Annotated in this window: 12 protein-coding genes; 7 read left to right on the plus strand and 5 right to left on the minus strand. The window is 69.0% G+C overall.

Features of this window, described 5'->3' with window-relative positions; translation table 11 throughout:
- Positions 1-2: 2 nt before the first annotated feature.
- From ACFZDL_RS02100 to ACFZDL_RS02115, 4 genes are all read right to left on the minus strand, one after another.
- Positions 3-1,700, minus strand: a complete 1,698-nt coding sequence (locus ACFZDL_RS02100; RefSeq protein WP_353591018.1) for an ABC transporter substrate-binding protein — start codon at positions 1,698-1,700, stop codon at positions 3-5.
- 92 nt (positions 1,701-1,792) lie between these two features.
- Complete coding sequence (locus ACFZDL_RS02105; protein WP_353591017.1) at positions 1,793-3,727, minus strand: beta-L-arabinofuranosidase domain-containing protein; 1,935 nt, start codon at positions 3,725-3,727, stop codon at positions 1,793-1,795.
- Positions 3,728-3,896: 169 nt separating this feature from the next.
- Entirely contained in the window at positions 3,897-4,979 is a 1,083-nt protein-coding gene (locus ACFZDL_RS02110; RefSeq protein ID WP_353591016.1) for an alpha/beta hydrolase, read from the minus strand.
- 119 nt (positions 4,980-5,098) lie between these two features.
- Entirely contained in the window at positions 5,099-6,541 is a 1,443-nt protein-coding gene (locus tag ACFZDL_RS02115) for an aldehyde dehydrogenase (RefSeq protein ID WP_353591015.1), read from the minus strand.
- 185 nt (positions 6,542-6,726) lie between these two features.
- Here ACFZDL_RS02115 and ACFZDL_RS02120 point away from each other — a divergent pair, with 185 nt between their 5' ends.
- The 4 genes from ACFZDL_RS02120 to ACFZDL_RS02135 all read left to right on the plus strand — a co-directional run bounded on the left by ACFZDL_RS02120 (position 6,727) and on the right by ACFZDL_RS02135 (position 10,615).
- Entirely contained in the window at positions 6,727-7,215 is a 489-nt protein-coding gene (locus ACFZDL_RS02120) for a TetR family transcriptional regulator (RefSeq protein ID WP_353591099.1), read from the plus strand.
- Positions 7,216-7,364: 149 nt separating this feature from the next.
- Complete coding sequence (locus ACFZDL_RS02125) at positions 7,365-8,984, plus strand: long-chain-fatty-acid--CoA ligase (protein ID WP_353591014.1); 1,620 nt, start codon at positions 7,365-7,367, stop codon at positions 8,982-8,984.
- 46 nt (positions 8,985-9,030) lie between these two features.
- The gene (locus ACFZDL_RS02130; protein WP_353591013.1) at positions 9,031-9,591 is read left to right on the plus strand and encodes a RidA family protein; all 561 of its coding nucleotides are present in this window, start codon (positions 9,031-9,033) and stop codon (positions 9,589-9,591) included.
- A 25-nt stretch (positions 9,592-9,616) separates the two neighbouring features.
- On the plus strand, positions 9,617-10,615 hold the full coding sequence (locus ACFZDL_RS02135) for an aldo/keto reductase (protein WP_353591012.1): 999 nt from the start codon (positions 9,617-9,619) through the stop codon (positions 10,613-10,615).
- 58 nt (positions 10,616-10,673) lie between these two features.
- Here ACFZDL_RS02135 and ACFZDL_RS02140 read toward each other — a convergent pair whose 3' ends face one another.
- Entirely contained in the window at positions 10,674-11,393 is a 720-nt protein-coding gene (locus tag ACFZDL_RS02140) for a winged helix-turn-helix domain-containing protein (RefSeq protein WP_353591098.1), read from the minus strand.
- A gap of 334 nt (positions 11,394-11,727) precedes the next feature.
- On the opposite strand from ACFZDL_RS02140, the gene ACFZDL_RS02145 reads away from it, so the two are divergent.
- From ACFZDL_RS02145 to ACFZDL_RS02155, 3 genes are all read left to right on the plus strand, one after another.
- On the plus strand, positions 11,728-12,600 hold the full coding sequence (locus ACFZDL_RS02145; protein ID WP_353591011.1) for a ThiF family adenylyltransferase: 873 nt from the start codon (positions 11,728-11,730) through the stop codon (positions 12,598-12,600).
- Positions 12,601-13,575, plus strand: coding sequence for a formyltransferase family protein (locus tag ACFZDL_RS02150; protein WP_353591010.1), 975 nt, complete (start codon positions 12,601-12,603; stop codon positions 13,573-13,575).
- A gap of 200 nt (positions 13,576-13,775) precedes the next feature.
- Entirely contained in the window at positions 13,776-14,963 is a 1,188-nt protein-coding gene (locus ACFZDL_RS02155) for a class I SAM-dependent methyltransferase (RefSeq protein WP_353591009.1), read from the plus strand.
- Positions 14,964-15,079: the final 116 nt, after the last annotated feature.

Here is a 15,079-nt window from a genome sequence, read left to right on the forward strand (position 1 = left end):
GGCTACTTCTTCGGGTCCGCGAGGCCGACGCCGACCAGGTCGATGCCGCCGCTGTACGCGATCGACACATGGGCGCCCGCGATATTGGTGCCGACCACCAGGACGCTCTTGCTGTAGTTGAGCGGCACGATCGGGGCGAGCTTCATGATCTCGGCGTCGAGCTTGCCGTAGGCCGCGTTCTGCGCCGTCTCGTCGTCCATCCCCGCGATCTCGTCGATGCGCTTCTGGATCTTCTTGTCGTCGAGCATGGAGAGCACCGAGTTGCCCTTGTCGGAGATGAGCCGTCCGTCGAACAGCGGCGGCAGGAAGGTGGTGCCGCCCGGCCAGTCGGGGCACCAGCCGGTGAGCGCCGCGTCGTGCTGCTGCGAGGGCGTGCCGATGACCTCGTAGAAGGTCGAGGTGTCAATGGTGTTGATCTTCACCTTGATGCCGACCCGCTTCAGCCCCTGCTGGACGGCCACCGCCACCGCCTGCTCGGTGGCGTTGGCCCGGGTGTCCACGGTGAGGGTGAAGCCGCCCGCGTGGCCCGCCTGCTTCAGCAGTTCGCGGGCGGCGGCCGGATCGCCGGTGCCGTCCTTGGAGGGATACACATCCGTGGCGTCCCGCCCGGGGATCGACGGAGGCTCGATGGAGGTGGCCGCGGTGGCCAGGGCGGAGCCGCCGAGGGCGTCCACCGTGGTCTGCTTGTTGACGGCGTACTCGATCGCCTGGCGCACCCGGACGTCCCGGAGCGGCCCCTTGGTGGTGTTCAGGCTCATGTACGTGGTGCAGCCGGTCACGCTGGAGAGCGTGCGCTGCTTGAGCTGCGGTGTGCGGAGCCGGGCGATGGTCGCGGGCTGCACCTTGGGGCCGATGGCGTTGATGTCCTTGCCCTGCCCCGCTATCAGGCGCTCGTCGATGGTCGCCGCGTCCAGCCCGAAGGTCCACACGAAACTGTCCGGGCGGGCGGCGCGCACCGTGTCGGTGGAGCGCTTCCAGTGCTTGTTGCGGACCAGTTCGAGCGAGGAGCCCCGCCGGTAGCTCGCCACCCGGTACGGGCCGGACGCGATCGGCTTGGTGTCGAACGCGGCCTTGGCGCCGGTGCCCTTGGGGAAGGGGGTGAAGTTCGGCTGTGCGACCACGCTGGAGAACTGCGGATAGGACTTCTTGAGATGGAAGACGATGGTGCGCTGGTCGGGGGTCTCGATGGTGTCCAGATCGCCCGACTGGTACGGGCCCTTGTAGTCCGCGGGCGCGGCGATGACCTGCTTGGCGTACGGCGAGCCGATGCCCGCGTCGGGGTCCCAGGCCCGCTCCACGCCGAACTTGACGTCCTGGCTGGTGATCGGGGCGCCGTTCTGGAAGTACAGCCCCTTCTTGAGGGTGAAGGTCCAGGTCTTGTTGTTCTCGGACGGCCGGCCGGTGTCGGTGGCCAGATCGCCGACGATCTTCGTCCCGTCGCTGTGCGGGCCCGCCGCCTCCCGGGTGGTGAGGGTGCGGTAGATCAGGCGGTAGAAGTTGTTGACCCCGCCGTCGAAACCGCGTGCCGGATCGAGGTGCGAGAAGTCGGGCTTCTCCAGGAAGTGCACGGTGCCGCCGGTGGCGGGGTCCGCGGTGGGCTTGGCCTGGCCGGAGGCGGCGGGGCCGCCTCCGCTGCAGGCGGTGAGGGTCAGGGGAATGGCGGTACACAGGGCGGCGCAGGACAGGACGGATCTTCTCATGGCACCTTCTCCGGAAGTGAGGAACGTACGGACAAGGGACGTACGCGGGGGGACGTACGTGTGGGGGGGGGAGATGCAGGCGGGGAGGTCGATCAGGTGTTTCTGATCCACACCCGCATGGGGCCGGGCTCTCGGTTGCCCCAGGCGAAGTACGGAACGAGGGTCAGCTCGGCGGTGTCGGCGCCGGCAGCGGCCGGTTGCGGACCGGTCGCGAGCACGGGATACAGCTCGGGTGAGGGCGGCGGTGCGACGTCCGCGGCGATCCGGATCAGCACCGCGCCCGACGGCACACCGCCGGATTCCGGGGCGACGACGGTCCGGGCTGCCGCGATGTGCTCGGCGCCGATCACCACGTCGTCGACGCCGGCCGTGCAGTCCTGCTGCTCCGCGCAGTAGACCAGCGGCCCCCGGGCCACGGCGACCGTGCCGCGCGTCGCGTCCAGGTAGGGGTGGGAGACATGGCCGCGGACCGGCATGGGCAGGCTCAGCCGCAGTTCATCGCCCGGGCGCCAGCGCCGCTCGACGGTCAGCCAGCCGTCCGCCACGTCCCCGGCCGCGGCCTCTTCGCCCGCCGTGCCCACCGTGAGCCGGACCTGTCCGGCGTCCGCCCAGCCGGGCACCCGGAGGGAGATCCGGTACGGCCGGTCGGGCGCCCGGCGCACGGTGAGCCGCACCTCGCCGTCCCACGGATAGCCGGTCGCCATGTCCAGCGCGGCCTCCGCCCCGTCCACACCGGCCTGGGCGTACCCGGCGATCAGCAGCTCTCCGTCCCGTTCCGCGACGAGGAAGTCGGCGAGCTGGGCCATCCAGCGCACCACGTTGGGAGGGCAGCAGGGACAGCCGAACCAGGCCCGGCGCAGCGGCTCGCCGCTCTCCTCGGCCCCGCTGCGCTGCTCGTGGTCGGGGCGCCGCTGCAGCGGGTTGTCGTAGAAGAAGGCGCGCCCGTCCGCTGACAGGCCCACGGCGAACGCGTTGTACAGGACGCGTTCCAGGATGTCGGGATAGCGGGCGTCGCCGGTGGCCAGGAACATCCGCCAGGCCCACTGCATGGTGCCGATGGCGGCGCAGGTCTCGCTGTAGGAGCGTTCGGAGGGGAGTTCGTAACGGTCCCCCACGGCCTCGTCGGAGTGGCGGCTGCCCAGCCCTCCGGTCACATACAGCTTGGTGGCCACCATGTCGTCCCACAGCCGCCGCAGCGCGTCGAGCAGGGTCCGGTCGCCGGTCTCCCGGAAGACATCGGTGGCGCCCGCGGCCAGGTAGGTCATCCGCACCGCGTGTCCGGTCACCGACGGGAGTTCGCGCAGCGGCAGGTGGTCCTGGAAGTACGCGGAGCCCATGCCCCGCGAGGCCACCGTGCCTCGGCCGCGGCGGTCGACGAACAGCCGGGCCTGGGTCAGATACCGCTCCTCGCCGGTCTCCCGGTACAACTCCACCAGCGCCATCTCCACTTCGGGATGGCCGCAGACCGCTTCCTCGCCCCGAGGTCCGTAGCGCTCCACCACCAGATCCGCGAAGCGGACGGCCACGTCCAGCAGCCGTTTGTCCCCGAGCTGCCGGTGGGCGGCGACCGCGGCCTGGATGAGATGACCGAGGTTGTACATTTCATGGCCCCAGGAAAGATCTTCCCAAGGGGCCTTGGCGCAGTCGGGGTCCTGGAAGAAGGAGTTGAGGTAGCCGTCGGGGGCCTGGACGCGCTCCAGCAGTCCCACGGTCTCCTCGTAGAAGTCCCGCATCTGCTGCCGGTCCCCGCCGTCCGGCCGCGCGAGTTCGTAGGCCAGGCCCTCCAACGTCTTGTAGAGGTCGGTGTCCAGGAACGGATACCGGCCGCGGTAGGGCGCCTCGCTCCGCTTCTCCTCTGACACCTCGGGCAGCAGCCGGCGGAGGTTGTCGAGGTTGCCGGCCTTCCTGAGCTGCTCCAGCGTGTGCGGCACGGTGGCCTCGCGGTTGCGCCGCTGCCAGTCGGCCAGCAGTCCCCCGGTGATGCGCACACGTGAGCCCTCCAGGGGCGTCACGGTCTGACGAGCCATCCGACCTCCAGTGCCGTGTAGCATTGCACTGCACCATAAACACAGTTCCGGGCCCTGCCAAGGTGTCACGCGGAGGGGAAACCTCCACACCCCCATCGATATGCGGCTCCGCCGCGCGGCGTTGGCCGATCGCGACCGCGCCGACGAGTCCCGGGCCGCGCGGAGTTGGTCAGAAGTGGTCGACGTCCACGACGGCCTGGGCGAACGCCGTAGGCGCCTCCTGGGGCAGGTTGTGGCCGACGCCCTCCAGGGTGCGGTGCTCGTAGGCGCCCGTGAACATGTCCCGGTACGTGCTGCCGTTGCCCGGCGCCGTGAAGGGGTCGCGTTCGGGGTCGAGGGTGATGGTGGGCACCGCGATACGCGGTCGTGCGGCGAGCCGCTTCTCGAGGGCGTCGTAGCGGCGCTCACCGTCGGCGAGACTCAGCCGCCAGCGGTAGTTGTGGATGACGATGGCCGCGTAGTCGGGGTTCTCGAACGCCGCCGCCGTGCGCGCGAAGGTGGCGTCGTCGAAGCCCCAGGTCGGGGAGACGGTCTCCCAGACGAGCCGGGTCAGCTCGAGGCGGTGGGTCCGGTCCTCCATGGCCTGCCGGCCCCGCTCCGTGGCGAAGTAGTACTGGTACCACCAGCTGTACTCGGCCTTCGCCGCGATGGGGTCGAGGTTGGCCTTGAGGCTGGTGATGAGGTAGCCGCTCACCGACACCAGGGCCTTGCACCGCTCGGGCCGCAGCGCGGCGATGATGTCGGCGGTGCGCGACCCCCAGTCGAAGCCGGCCAGCACGGCCTTCTCGATCTTGAGGGCGTCCATCAGGGCGATGATGTCGAGGGCGACGGCCGACTGCTGGGCGTTGCGGAACGTACGGTCCGAGACGAAGCGCGTCGTGCCGTGGCCGCGCAGATAGGGGACGATCACCCGATAGCCCTCCTCGGCCAGGAGCGGAGCGACGTCGACGAAGCTGTGGATGTCGTAGGGCCAGCCGTGCAGACAGATGACCGCGGGGCCGCGGGCGGGACCCGACTCGGCGTAGCCGACGTCGAGCAGCCCGGCCCTGACCTGCCTCAGCCGCGGGAAGGCGGGGTGCGCGCCGGGGGCGGCCGGGGGCAGGGTCGATCGCGCGGTGTCGTTCGGTGCGGCGGCGTTCGACGTGGCGGCGTTCGACGTGGCGGCGGAGGCGGTCGGCAGGCCCTGCGGACCGGTCAGCGAGGCGGCCGCACCGGTGCCCAGGGCCCTGCCGAAGGTACGCCTGTTGATCATGGGAAAGCCTCCGCGTCGTCGGGTGTCGGTCCGGTGTCGGGACTGTCGCACAGGCTCCGTCACCGGTCAAACAGGTGACGCGATTCTTTCGGTGCCGTGGACGTCCTTCCGAGGGCGGGTCACAGGGCGACGGTCTTGTACTCGACGTACTGGGCCAGCCCGACAGCGCCGTACTCGCGACCGATCCCGCTGGCCTTGTAGCCGCCGAACGGGCCGTCGAAAGCGATCGGCGCGCCGTTGACCGTGACCGTGCCGGTCCGCAGGCGGCGGGCGACGTCGAGCGCACGGGCCCGGTCGGCGGACCACACTCCACCGGAGAGGCCGTACGCGGAGTCGTTGGCGATCCGCACCGCGTCGTCCTCGTCGTCATAGGCGATGACGACGAGGACCGGGCCGAAGATCTCCTCCTGGGCGATCCGCATCGCGTTGTCGACGTCGGCGAACACGGTCGGGGTGACGTAGTGGCCCCCCTCCAGTCCCCGCGGGACCTGCGGACCGCCGGTGACGAGCCGGGCGCCTTCCTCGATGCCGAGTTGGATGTAGTCGCGTACACGCTGCTGCTGGTCACGGCGGACCATCGGGCCGATGAAGGTGTCGGGGTCGCCCGGGTCGCCGACCTTGAGCGATTCCACGAGGTCCTTGAGCGCGGCGACGACCTCCTCGTACCGGCCGCGGGGCGCCAGGACGCGGGTCTGCGCGATGCACGCCTCGCCGTTGTTGAGCAGGGAGGCGAACTTCAGCCCCCGCACCGCCGCCTCGACATCGGCGTCGGGCAGGATGACGGCGGCCGACTTGCCGCCCAGCTCCAGACTGAACCGCTTCAGCTGCTCGCCCGCGATGGAGGCGATCCTGCGGCCGGCCCGGGTCGAGCCGGTGAACGCGATCTTGTCCACGTCGGGGTGCGACACCAGGTACTCACTGGCCTCCCGGTCGGCGGGCAGGACACTGATCACTCCCTCCGGCAGACCGGTCCGCTCCAGCAGTTCGGCCAGGAATCCCATGCTCAGCGAGTTCTCCGGGCACACCTTGAGGACGACCGTGTTGCCGGCGAGCAGCGCAGGGATGATCTTGGCCATGGCCGCGGAGAACGGAGAGTTCCACGGAATGACGGCGGCCACGACGCCGATGGGCTCGCGGCGCACCACGCTCCGGTTGGTGGAAGCGGGGTCGGAGGGCGTCAGAGTCTCCTCCCAGCCGAACTCCTCGGCCGCCTTGAGATAGGCCTCCGCCTGCCGGGTGAGCCCCGACTGTCCGGCCCGTGTGAACCATCCGGCCGAACCGTTCTCGGCGGAGATCAGGGCGGCGATCTTCTCGGCGTGGGCCTCGCGCAGCGCGTTGAGCCGCCGGATGACGGCGATGCGCTCCGCCGGCGCCGTACGGGGCCAGGAGCCCTCGTCGAAGGCGGCACGGGCCGCGGCCACCGCACGGTCCACATCGTCGGGCAGGGCCTGTGCGGCACGGCCGATGACCTCCTGGTCATGGGGCGAGCGGATGTCGAGCAGGTCCGGGCCGCTCGGCGCGGTCCAGGCACCCGCGATGAAGAGTCGGTCGTAGGTGATCATTTGCTCTCCTCAGAAGACCGAAGGGGTCACTCCCGATATCTGTCACTTCAATGTAGCACTTAGGGAGTACACGGCCTCGCTAGTGAGTCAATACACGAGTCAGGTTCCACACACCGAGCTATGCTCGCCCCGTGAGAGCAGACGCAGCACGCAACCTGGAGGCCGTCCTGACGACCGGAGCGCGCATGCTCGCCGTCGATCCGGCCGCGAGCATCGCCGCCATCGCCGCCGAGGCCGGGGTCGACCGACGCACCGTCTACCGCCGGTTCGCCTGCCGCGAGGACCTGCTGACGGCCATCTACCAGGCGCGTTACGACGCCGTCGAGCGGGCCGTCGAGGACGCCAGGCTGCGCGAGGCCCCCGTCGCCGTGGCCCTGCACCGGTACGTCGAAGGGATCATCGGGGTCAATCGCAAGTGGCCCGTGGAGCTCACCCGGATGCGGGCCGACGAAACGATCCGTGAGCGGCGTGATGGCCTGATCCGGGAGGTCGACTCCTTCCTGAAGCGCGCCACCGACGAGGGGCTGCTCCGCGCGGACACCCCACCCGCATGGGCGAGTTCGCTGCTGCCGCAGCTCATGCACCTGGCCGCACAGCAGCTGCCCCGGCTCAGCGACGCCCAGGCCGCCGACATGGTGGTCGACACCTTTCTGCGGGGGCTCGGCCCGCGGTAACACTCCGTCGCCGCACCGCCACGGGCACACTTCGGCCCCTGCCAAACGGTAATTCCGAATACTTGGAACGGGGCGGCCGGTACGCACTCCGTGCCGGCGCTCCGGACCGACCCGCAGGTGGAGTGCCTCTTCATGGGAAAGGTAGTCGGATGCAGCAGGCAGTGACGGAGGTCCCGCTCACCATCCCGTCGATGATCACGAGTCGGGCCGAGAAGCTGTTTGCCGGCCGGCCGGTGATCAGCCGGGTCGGGGACGGCATTCACCGCTCGACCTGGGGCGAGGTGGTGCACCGGGCACGCCGGCTGGCAGGGGCGCTGCGGGAGCTCGGCATCCGGCCGGGCGACCGGGTGGCGACCTTCGCCGGGAGCACGCACCGGCACGTCGAGACCTATCTCGCCGTACCATCGATGGGTGCCGTGCTGCACACGGTGAACATCAGCCTCCCCGCCGAGCAGGTGGCCTACATCGTCGACCACGCCGACGACGCGATCGTGCTCTGCGACCGCAGCCTCCTGGCCGAGTGGCGGCTGGCCGAGAAGCATCTGAGCCGCGCGCGCCGCGTCATCGTCCTGCCCGACACCGACGACACCTCTCAGGACGGAGACGCGCTGGACTACGAGGCGCTGCTCGCCGCGGCTGAGCCGGTGGAGGCCTGGCCGGTCGTGGAAGAGGGCGCGCCGGCCCACACCAGCTATACGACCGGTACGACGGGGCGCCCCAAGGGCGTGGTCTTCAGCCACCGCAGCACCGTTCTGCAGAGTTTCTGCACCGGCCTCACCGACGCCGAGGGGCTTTCCTCGACCGAGACCCTGCTGGCCCTGGTGCCCTTGGCACTCAGCCAGGTCGGGCTGCCCTTCGCCGCCGCCCTGCACGGTTCGGCGCTGGTGCTGCCGGGCCGCGATCTGACCCCGGCCGGGGTGTGCGAGCTGGTGGAGCGGGAACGCCCCACCGTGGCCGTCGGGTTCGGGGCGGCGCTGACCGGGCTGCTCGACCACTGGCGGGCCAAGCGCCCCGACCTGTCCTCGCTCAAGCGCATGGTGTGCGGCGGCTCCCCGGTCGCCCGCCCGCTCTCGCGCGCCTTCGACGAGGAGGTGGGCTTCCCGATCGTCCAGGTCTTCGGCATGACCGAGACGAGCGGCCACGGCAGCTTCAGCGGGCTTCCCGCCGAGGTGGGCGACAACCCGTCCGAGGAGACCCGCACGTACTACGCGACCTCACAGGGCCGCCCGCTGCCGCTGGTGGAGATGAGGATCGCCGACGACGCGGGGACGGAGATGGCGCGGGACGGCCGGACCATGGGAGAGCTGCAGGCGCGTGGCCCCTGGGTCGCCCGCCAGTACGCCCACGAGGGCGCCCAGCCCGACAAGTTCATGGACGGCTGGCTGCGCACCGGTGATGTGGCCGTCATCGACGAGCTGGGCTACATCCGCATCGTGGACCGGATGAAGGACCTGGTGAAGTCCGACGGGGAGTGGATCTCCTCGCTCAAGCTGGAGGAGCAGCTTCTCGACCACCCCGCCGTGGTGGAGGCCGCTGTCGTCGCGGTCCCCGACGCCAGGACCGGGGAGCGTCCGCTGGCGTGTGTGGTGCTCCGCCCGGAGGACGGCGCGTCGGTGACGGGAGAGGAGCTGCGCGAGTTCCTGGCCTCCCGGGTCGCGGCCTCATGGGTCCCGGACACCATCGAGCCGGTCGCCGAACTGCCCAAGACCAGCATCGGCAAGATCGACAAGAAGACCCTGCGGGCGCGGTACTCCGGGGACACCGCCTGAGGTCACCCAACGTCAGCCGTACGAAGCCTAGAAGAGGAAACGCATAGTGGCGCAGAGCGCAACGAGCAGCGTGGAAGCGCACCATCCGGTGCCGGCCGCCGATCGGGTGTCGAGCCAGGAGGTGTCCAAACGGCTCGCGGAGCGAGGACTGTCGCTGCCGGAACCCTGGCGCATCCCGATCGGCCCCGATGTGAAGATCCCGGCCCAGCTCGTGCGGGTGGTCGGCCCCCGGGTCTTTGTCTCCGGTCATGTGCCGATCAGCACGGAGGGGCAGCTCACCGGCCCCTACGGCAAGATCGGTGACACCGTCGGCCTGCCCTCCGCCCAGGACTCCGCGGTGCGCACGGTCCTGTCCATCCTCGCGAGCGTCGAGCGCACGGTGGGGGACCTGGGCCGGGTGAAGGCGTGGTGCCGGCTGCACTGCATGGCCAACTCGGTTTCCGGCTTCATCGACTTCCCCGCCGTCTTCAACCCGGCTTCGCAGCTCCTGCTCGACGTGTTCGGCGAGGACATCGGCTACCACGCCCGGGTGGCGGTGGGCATCGCCGGGCTGCCGTGGGATGTGCCGGTGGAGATCGCGGCGGAACTCGAACTGCACCCTGAGTGAAGCACATCGACGGGAGGGCACCACGATGAAGACACGTACGCTGGGGGGACTCGAGGTCTCCGCCATCGGCCTCGGCTGCATGGGCATGTCGCAGAACTACGGTCCCGCCGACCGAGGTGAGTCGATCGCCTCCATCCACCGGTCGCTCGACCTCGGCATGACATTCCTCGACAGCTCGGACATGTACGGGGTTTCGAGCGTATCCGGGATGGGGCACAACGAGGAGCTGATCGGCGAGGCCATCGCCGGACGCCGGGACGAGGTGGCGATCGCCACCAAGTTCGGCATCAAGGGCTGGTCCAAGGACGGCAGCTTCGTCCTCGACTCCAGCCCGGCGTATGCGAAGCAGGCCTGCGAGGCATCCCTGCGCCGGCTGAAGACCGACGTCATCGACCTCTACTATCTGCACCGCAGGGACCGCTCGATGCCCATCGAGGAGATCATCGGCGGCATGGCCGAGCTGGTGACCGAGGGGAAGGTCCGCCACATCGGCCTGTCCGAGGTCAACGAGGACACGCTCCGCCGGGCGCACGCCACCTATCCCCTGGCGGCCCTGGAGAGCGAGTACTCGCTGTTCGCCCGGCACAACGAGCCCGCCATTCTGCCGGCGTGCCTGGAGCTCGGCATCGGACTGGTCGCCTTCTCACCGCTGGGGCGGGGCATGCTCACCGGCACGGTCCGCACCCTGGAGGGGCTGTCCGACGACGACTACCGGCACACCGACCCCCGGTTCCAGGGCGAGAACCTGGTCCGCAACCTCGCCCTGTTCGACCGCATCCAGTCCTTCGCCGCCGAGGCGGGAGCGACCCCCGGGCAGATCGCACTCGCCTGGCTCCTGGCCAAAAACGACCACATCGTTCCCATCCCCGGCACCAAGCGCGTGCGCTACGTGGAGGAGAACGCGGCGGCGGCCGACATCGTGCTGACCGCCGCCCAGGTCAGTGAACTGGACGCGCTGGCGCCCGGTGACGCGGTGTCGGGAGAGCGGTATCCGGAGGGAATCATGCGGACGATCGACGCCTGACCGCTCCAGGCGTGCCGTTGCCGCTTCCAAGAACTGGGGCCTGGCCGATGACGAATGGTCATCGGGCAGGCCCCAGTTCGCTCATCCTCAGTCCGAAAGTCCGCCGTAACCCCACCACACCGAGCTTCGTCGGGGCGACGATACGGTCGCCCGCGGAAGCCCGGGTCAGCCAGCCCAGGCTGAAAAGACGCCGGGTCATGACCGCGGCCAGGCCCCCGGCGATGTGGTGGCGGGGCCCGCTCCAGTCGGCGCAGCCCCGGACGATCGGCCGCCGGGAGTCCTTGAGCGGGGCACAGATGATGCCCAGCGGGCGGCGCTCGTCCCAGGCCTCGAACGCGACCTCCCACTGCTTGGCGTCCCGGCGGATCAGCCCCTGTTCCTGCAGTGCGTCGGTGAGCGCGACCCCCAACTGCCCGCCGAGATGGTCGTAGCACGTTCTCGTCGCGCTCAGGATGCCCGGACTGTGGGCCGGCGGGGCCGGCGGTGTCAGATCCGGGGCCACTGAGGCCAGGGCGTCCAATGCGACTGCGACCTCGTTGCTCGCGAGCCGGTAATAGGCGTGCCGCCCGACACGCTCGACGTGAAGTATTCCTCCTTCGACCAACTTGTGCAGATGTTCACTGGCAGTTGGCCTGGAAATACCCACCAGGGCCGCCAGCGAACTGGCCGACAATGGCTGTCCGGTTGTCAACTCGCCAACCATGAGAGCACGCGTCCGGTCACCTAACAACTGTGCCACAGTGGCGATATCAGGCCCGAACTCCGTTGATCGTCCCATGTCGATCACCCTAACCTCGGTACTGCGGGGGGCAAGCTCTGCGACACGCCGAAGTAGGGAATTCCACAGTCATTTTCGGCCTGACGTACAGGAACGGAATCTTTGCCTCCAGCGAATCGGCGGAGTCGATGGATTCACTCCCCATCGGAACGGAACGGGGTATTCCTCTTTCCGGAACAAACGCCCTGCGCATTTCGCACACTTAGGCGGGTCCCGAACTGTTCTTCAGGTAACTTTTTGAGCAGACGCCCGAGGGAAACGAGGATCCACCGATCCCCCTCGGCTGCGCCCAGGTGCATTGAGTTGTCCGCTCATTGACGAGAGGATCCACGCGATGGCTGACAGGATCACCTATCGGGGCACCTACGACGAGAAATTCTACTGGGAGCGTGTCGACCGCAACCTCGGCTGGCTCGGCAACACCCCCGAAGAGCAGCGGGCCCGCCAGGAGAAGCTTCGCGACTCCGTCATCGGAATCGTCGGGACCGGCGGCATCGGCGGCGCGGTCGCGATGCGGCTCGCCCGTATGGGAGTCCGCAATCTCAAGCTCGCCGACCCTGACATCTTCGAGCTGTCGAACGTGCAGCGACAGATGGGGGCGGATGTCAAGACCATCGGCCGCAACAAGGCCGAGGTCGTCGCGGAAATGACGTACGACCTGACCAAGGATGTGAACATCGATGTGTTCCCCGAGGGGATCACGCCGGATTCAGCCGAAGAGTTCATGGACGGCTGTGACTACGTCATGGACCAGATGGAGTTCTACCAGGTAAAGAATCGGTATGCGCTGCACCGTGCGTTCCGGAAGTCCGACCGGTGCAAGTTCATGCTCAAGATACCGACGGTGGGCCACACGGTCATCGTCTACAAGTACACCAAGGACTCGATGACCATCGAGGAGGTGTACGACATCCCCGAGGACGCCGAGTTCACCCCCGAGGTCATCAACAAGCTGGTGGAGCGGGCCATCGCGGTCATGCCGCCCTATCCGGGACGCGAGATGATCGACCACTGGTTCGTCGACATGCAGCGCATGCCCATCTTCGGCGCCTGTCCGCCGATGGCCGAGGGCATCCTGACCGAGCGGCTGGCCCTGGAGATCCTTGAGATCCCGGGCCTCGAACCCCTCCCCGTCCAGCCCGGCTACGCCATCTTCGACTCGGTGAGCTGGACGGCGAAGATGGTCCCGGGGAAGTGGTGGGAATAAGTGAGCGAGTTACACCCGATCCGGGTCGTACTCTTCTCCGAAGTCAACTCGAAGCTCGGCTCCCCGTTCCTGTCCATTCTCGCCGAGCATCCGCTGGTCCAGCTGGTCGGTGTGGTCACCAGCCCGCCTGGAAAGCTCTGCCCCTACTTCATTGGGGAAGAGGACCAGGTCGACCTCGAGAAGCAGGCCAGTGAACGAGGCGTTCCCGTGTTCCGCGCGGCGAAGGTCAACGACCCCGAGGTCGTCCGCGAACTGGCGGAACTGCGGCCGGATTACTTCCTGATCGGCAACTACCAGCAGATCCTCCGGCCCGACATCCTGGCGGTGCCGACCGTCACCACGGTCAATTTCCACCCGAGCCCACTGCCGCGCTACGCCGGCTGGGCACCCTTCTTCTGGATGGTCAGAGAAGGAGAACTCGACAGTGGTGTGACCGCCATCGATGTGACGCCGGAGATCGACGGCGGGCCGGTCATCATGCAGAAGCCCATCCGGCTGACCGGCAACGAAACGGCCCTGGAGGTCAGGGAATCCCATACGATGGCCAATGTGGCGCTGCTGCGGCTGCTCCTCCCACGGCTGATCGCACGGGAATACACGACCTCGCCGCAGGCGGCCGACTTGCGGAGCTACTTCAGCAAGCCGGAGGACCGCGACTACTGGCTGGACTTCACCCAGTCGAGTGCGGCGATCTCAAGGACCGTCCGTGCCGGATACCGCAGGCCCGGTGCCTATGTGTTCACCGACCGGGGGGACCGGCTCACCGTCCTGACCGTGGAGGACGTGGGCCGTAAGTTCCCCGAGCCCGAAGCTCCGGGAATGCTGCGTGTCGAATCCGGCGCGCTTTATGCGGCGAGCCGGGACGGCTGGCTGCGACTGTGGTCCATCGACGTCCACGGGGAGGAACGGCCGGCCCGAGTTCCGGACGGCACCACGCGTTTCGACACCCGATTCCAGGCCCGCGGCAACTCCTAGCGGCGGCCTTCGACCCAGCGTGTCCGGCCGCGGCCGCGGCCGCGGCCGGACACGCTGTTCCCTGCCCGCACGGCGGCCGTCACATCCCCCCTGCCCCTTCCCGCCGGCCATTCCCCGCCCGCCCCTTCCCGCCGGCCGTTCCCCGGGGCCGGTTCCGTGTGGCCGGTTCCGTGTGGCCGGCAATGAGAGGAAACACCCACATGGTTGAGCAATCGCACAGCTCCGTCGTCGGACTCGGTGACCGCGCGTACGCGTCCGACATCCCCTCCCGCCGTGACGACAGCGTCAGAGCACTGGTGGACTTCACCTATCTGTCCGCCACGACCGGCGAGCAGAAGACGGTCCGCGCGGCTCATCAGATCTACGAGCATCTGATAGGTCTGTGGGCGCCCGCGGTCATCGAGGCCGCCCACGACATCGGGGTCTTCTCCTGGCTGGCCGACCGGTCGGGCACCGTGGAGGAGATGTCCGCCGATCTCGGGACCGATCAGCGGGCCACCCGGGTCCTGCTGGGCGGGCTCCTCGCCTACGGCGTGGTCGAGCGCTCCGTGGTCGACGGCGAGGTCCGCTACTGTCTTCCGGGCGAGTTCCGGCACGCGCTGCTCCCGGGCGGGATCTTCAGCCTGGTGGGGAAGATGCTCCATGACCGGCATGTCGCCTGGGACGGCTGGCGGAACCTCGGCGACGCCGTCCGGCACGGCACCCGCGACCAGTCGGGCAACGACCGTACGAACCAGATCTCCGAGTCCAACTACGAGGACCTGACCTCCGGCATCAACTTCTGGGCGCCTCCGATCGTGGACGTGCTGTCCGCCGCGGTCACCGAGGCCGGCTGGAAGAAGGACGAGGCGGTCTCGGTCCTCGATGTCGGCTGCGGCACCGGCCTGTACAGCCAGCTGCTCCTGGAGCGGTTCCCCACCTGGAGAGCGGAGGGCATCGACGCTCCGGCCATCATCCGCCTGGCCACGGCGCAGGCGGAGAAGCTCGGCGTCGCCTCGCGCTTCACCGGCACGGTCCGCGACTTCTGGAAGGACGGCTGGGGCGAGACCGTCGACCTGATCCTGTTCGCCAACATCTTCCACCTGCAGACGCCGGACTCCGTCCAGAAGCTGATGCGCAGCGCCGCCGACGTCCTCGCCCCTGACGGCCTCATCTGCATCGCCGACCAGATCGTCGTGGACGAGGCGCGGCCGGTGACGGCACAGGACCGCTTCGCCATGCTGTTCGCCGCCTCCATGCTGGCCACCGGCGGCGGTGACGCCTACACGCTGAGCGCCTACGACCAGTGGCTGGCGGAGGCGGGCCTGGAGCGTGTGGCGGTGCTCGAGGCGCCGATGCACCGGCTCCTCATGGTCGGCCACGCGGGCCGCCATCCGCTGACCGGCTGACCCCCGCGCGGGCGGGGCGGTGCCCGGCCGCCGTGCCGACGACGATTCGGCCCGCCCCGAATCATGGCGCATTTAGACTTATTCGGCAAAACGGAGTGGACATCTACCACGCCCGC

The organism is Streptomyces sp. NPDC007917, from assembly GCF_042959105.1.
Lineage (GTDB): Bacteria > Actinomycetota > Actinomycetes > Streptomycetales > Streptomycetaceae > Streptomyces.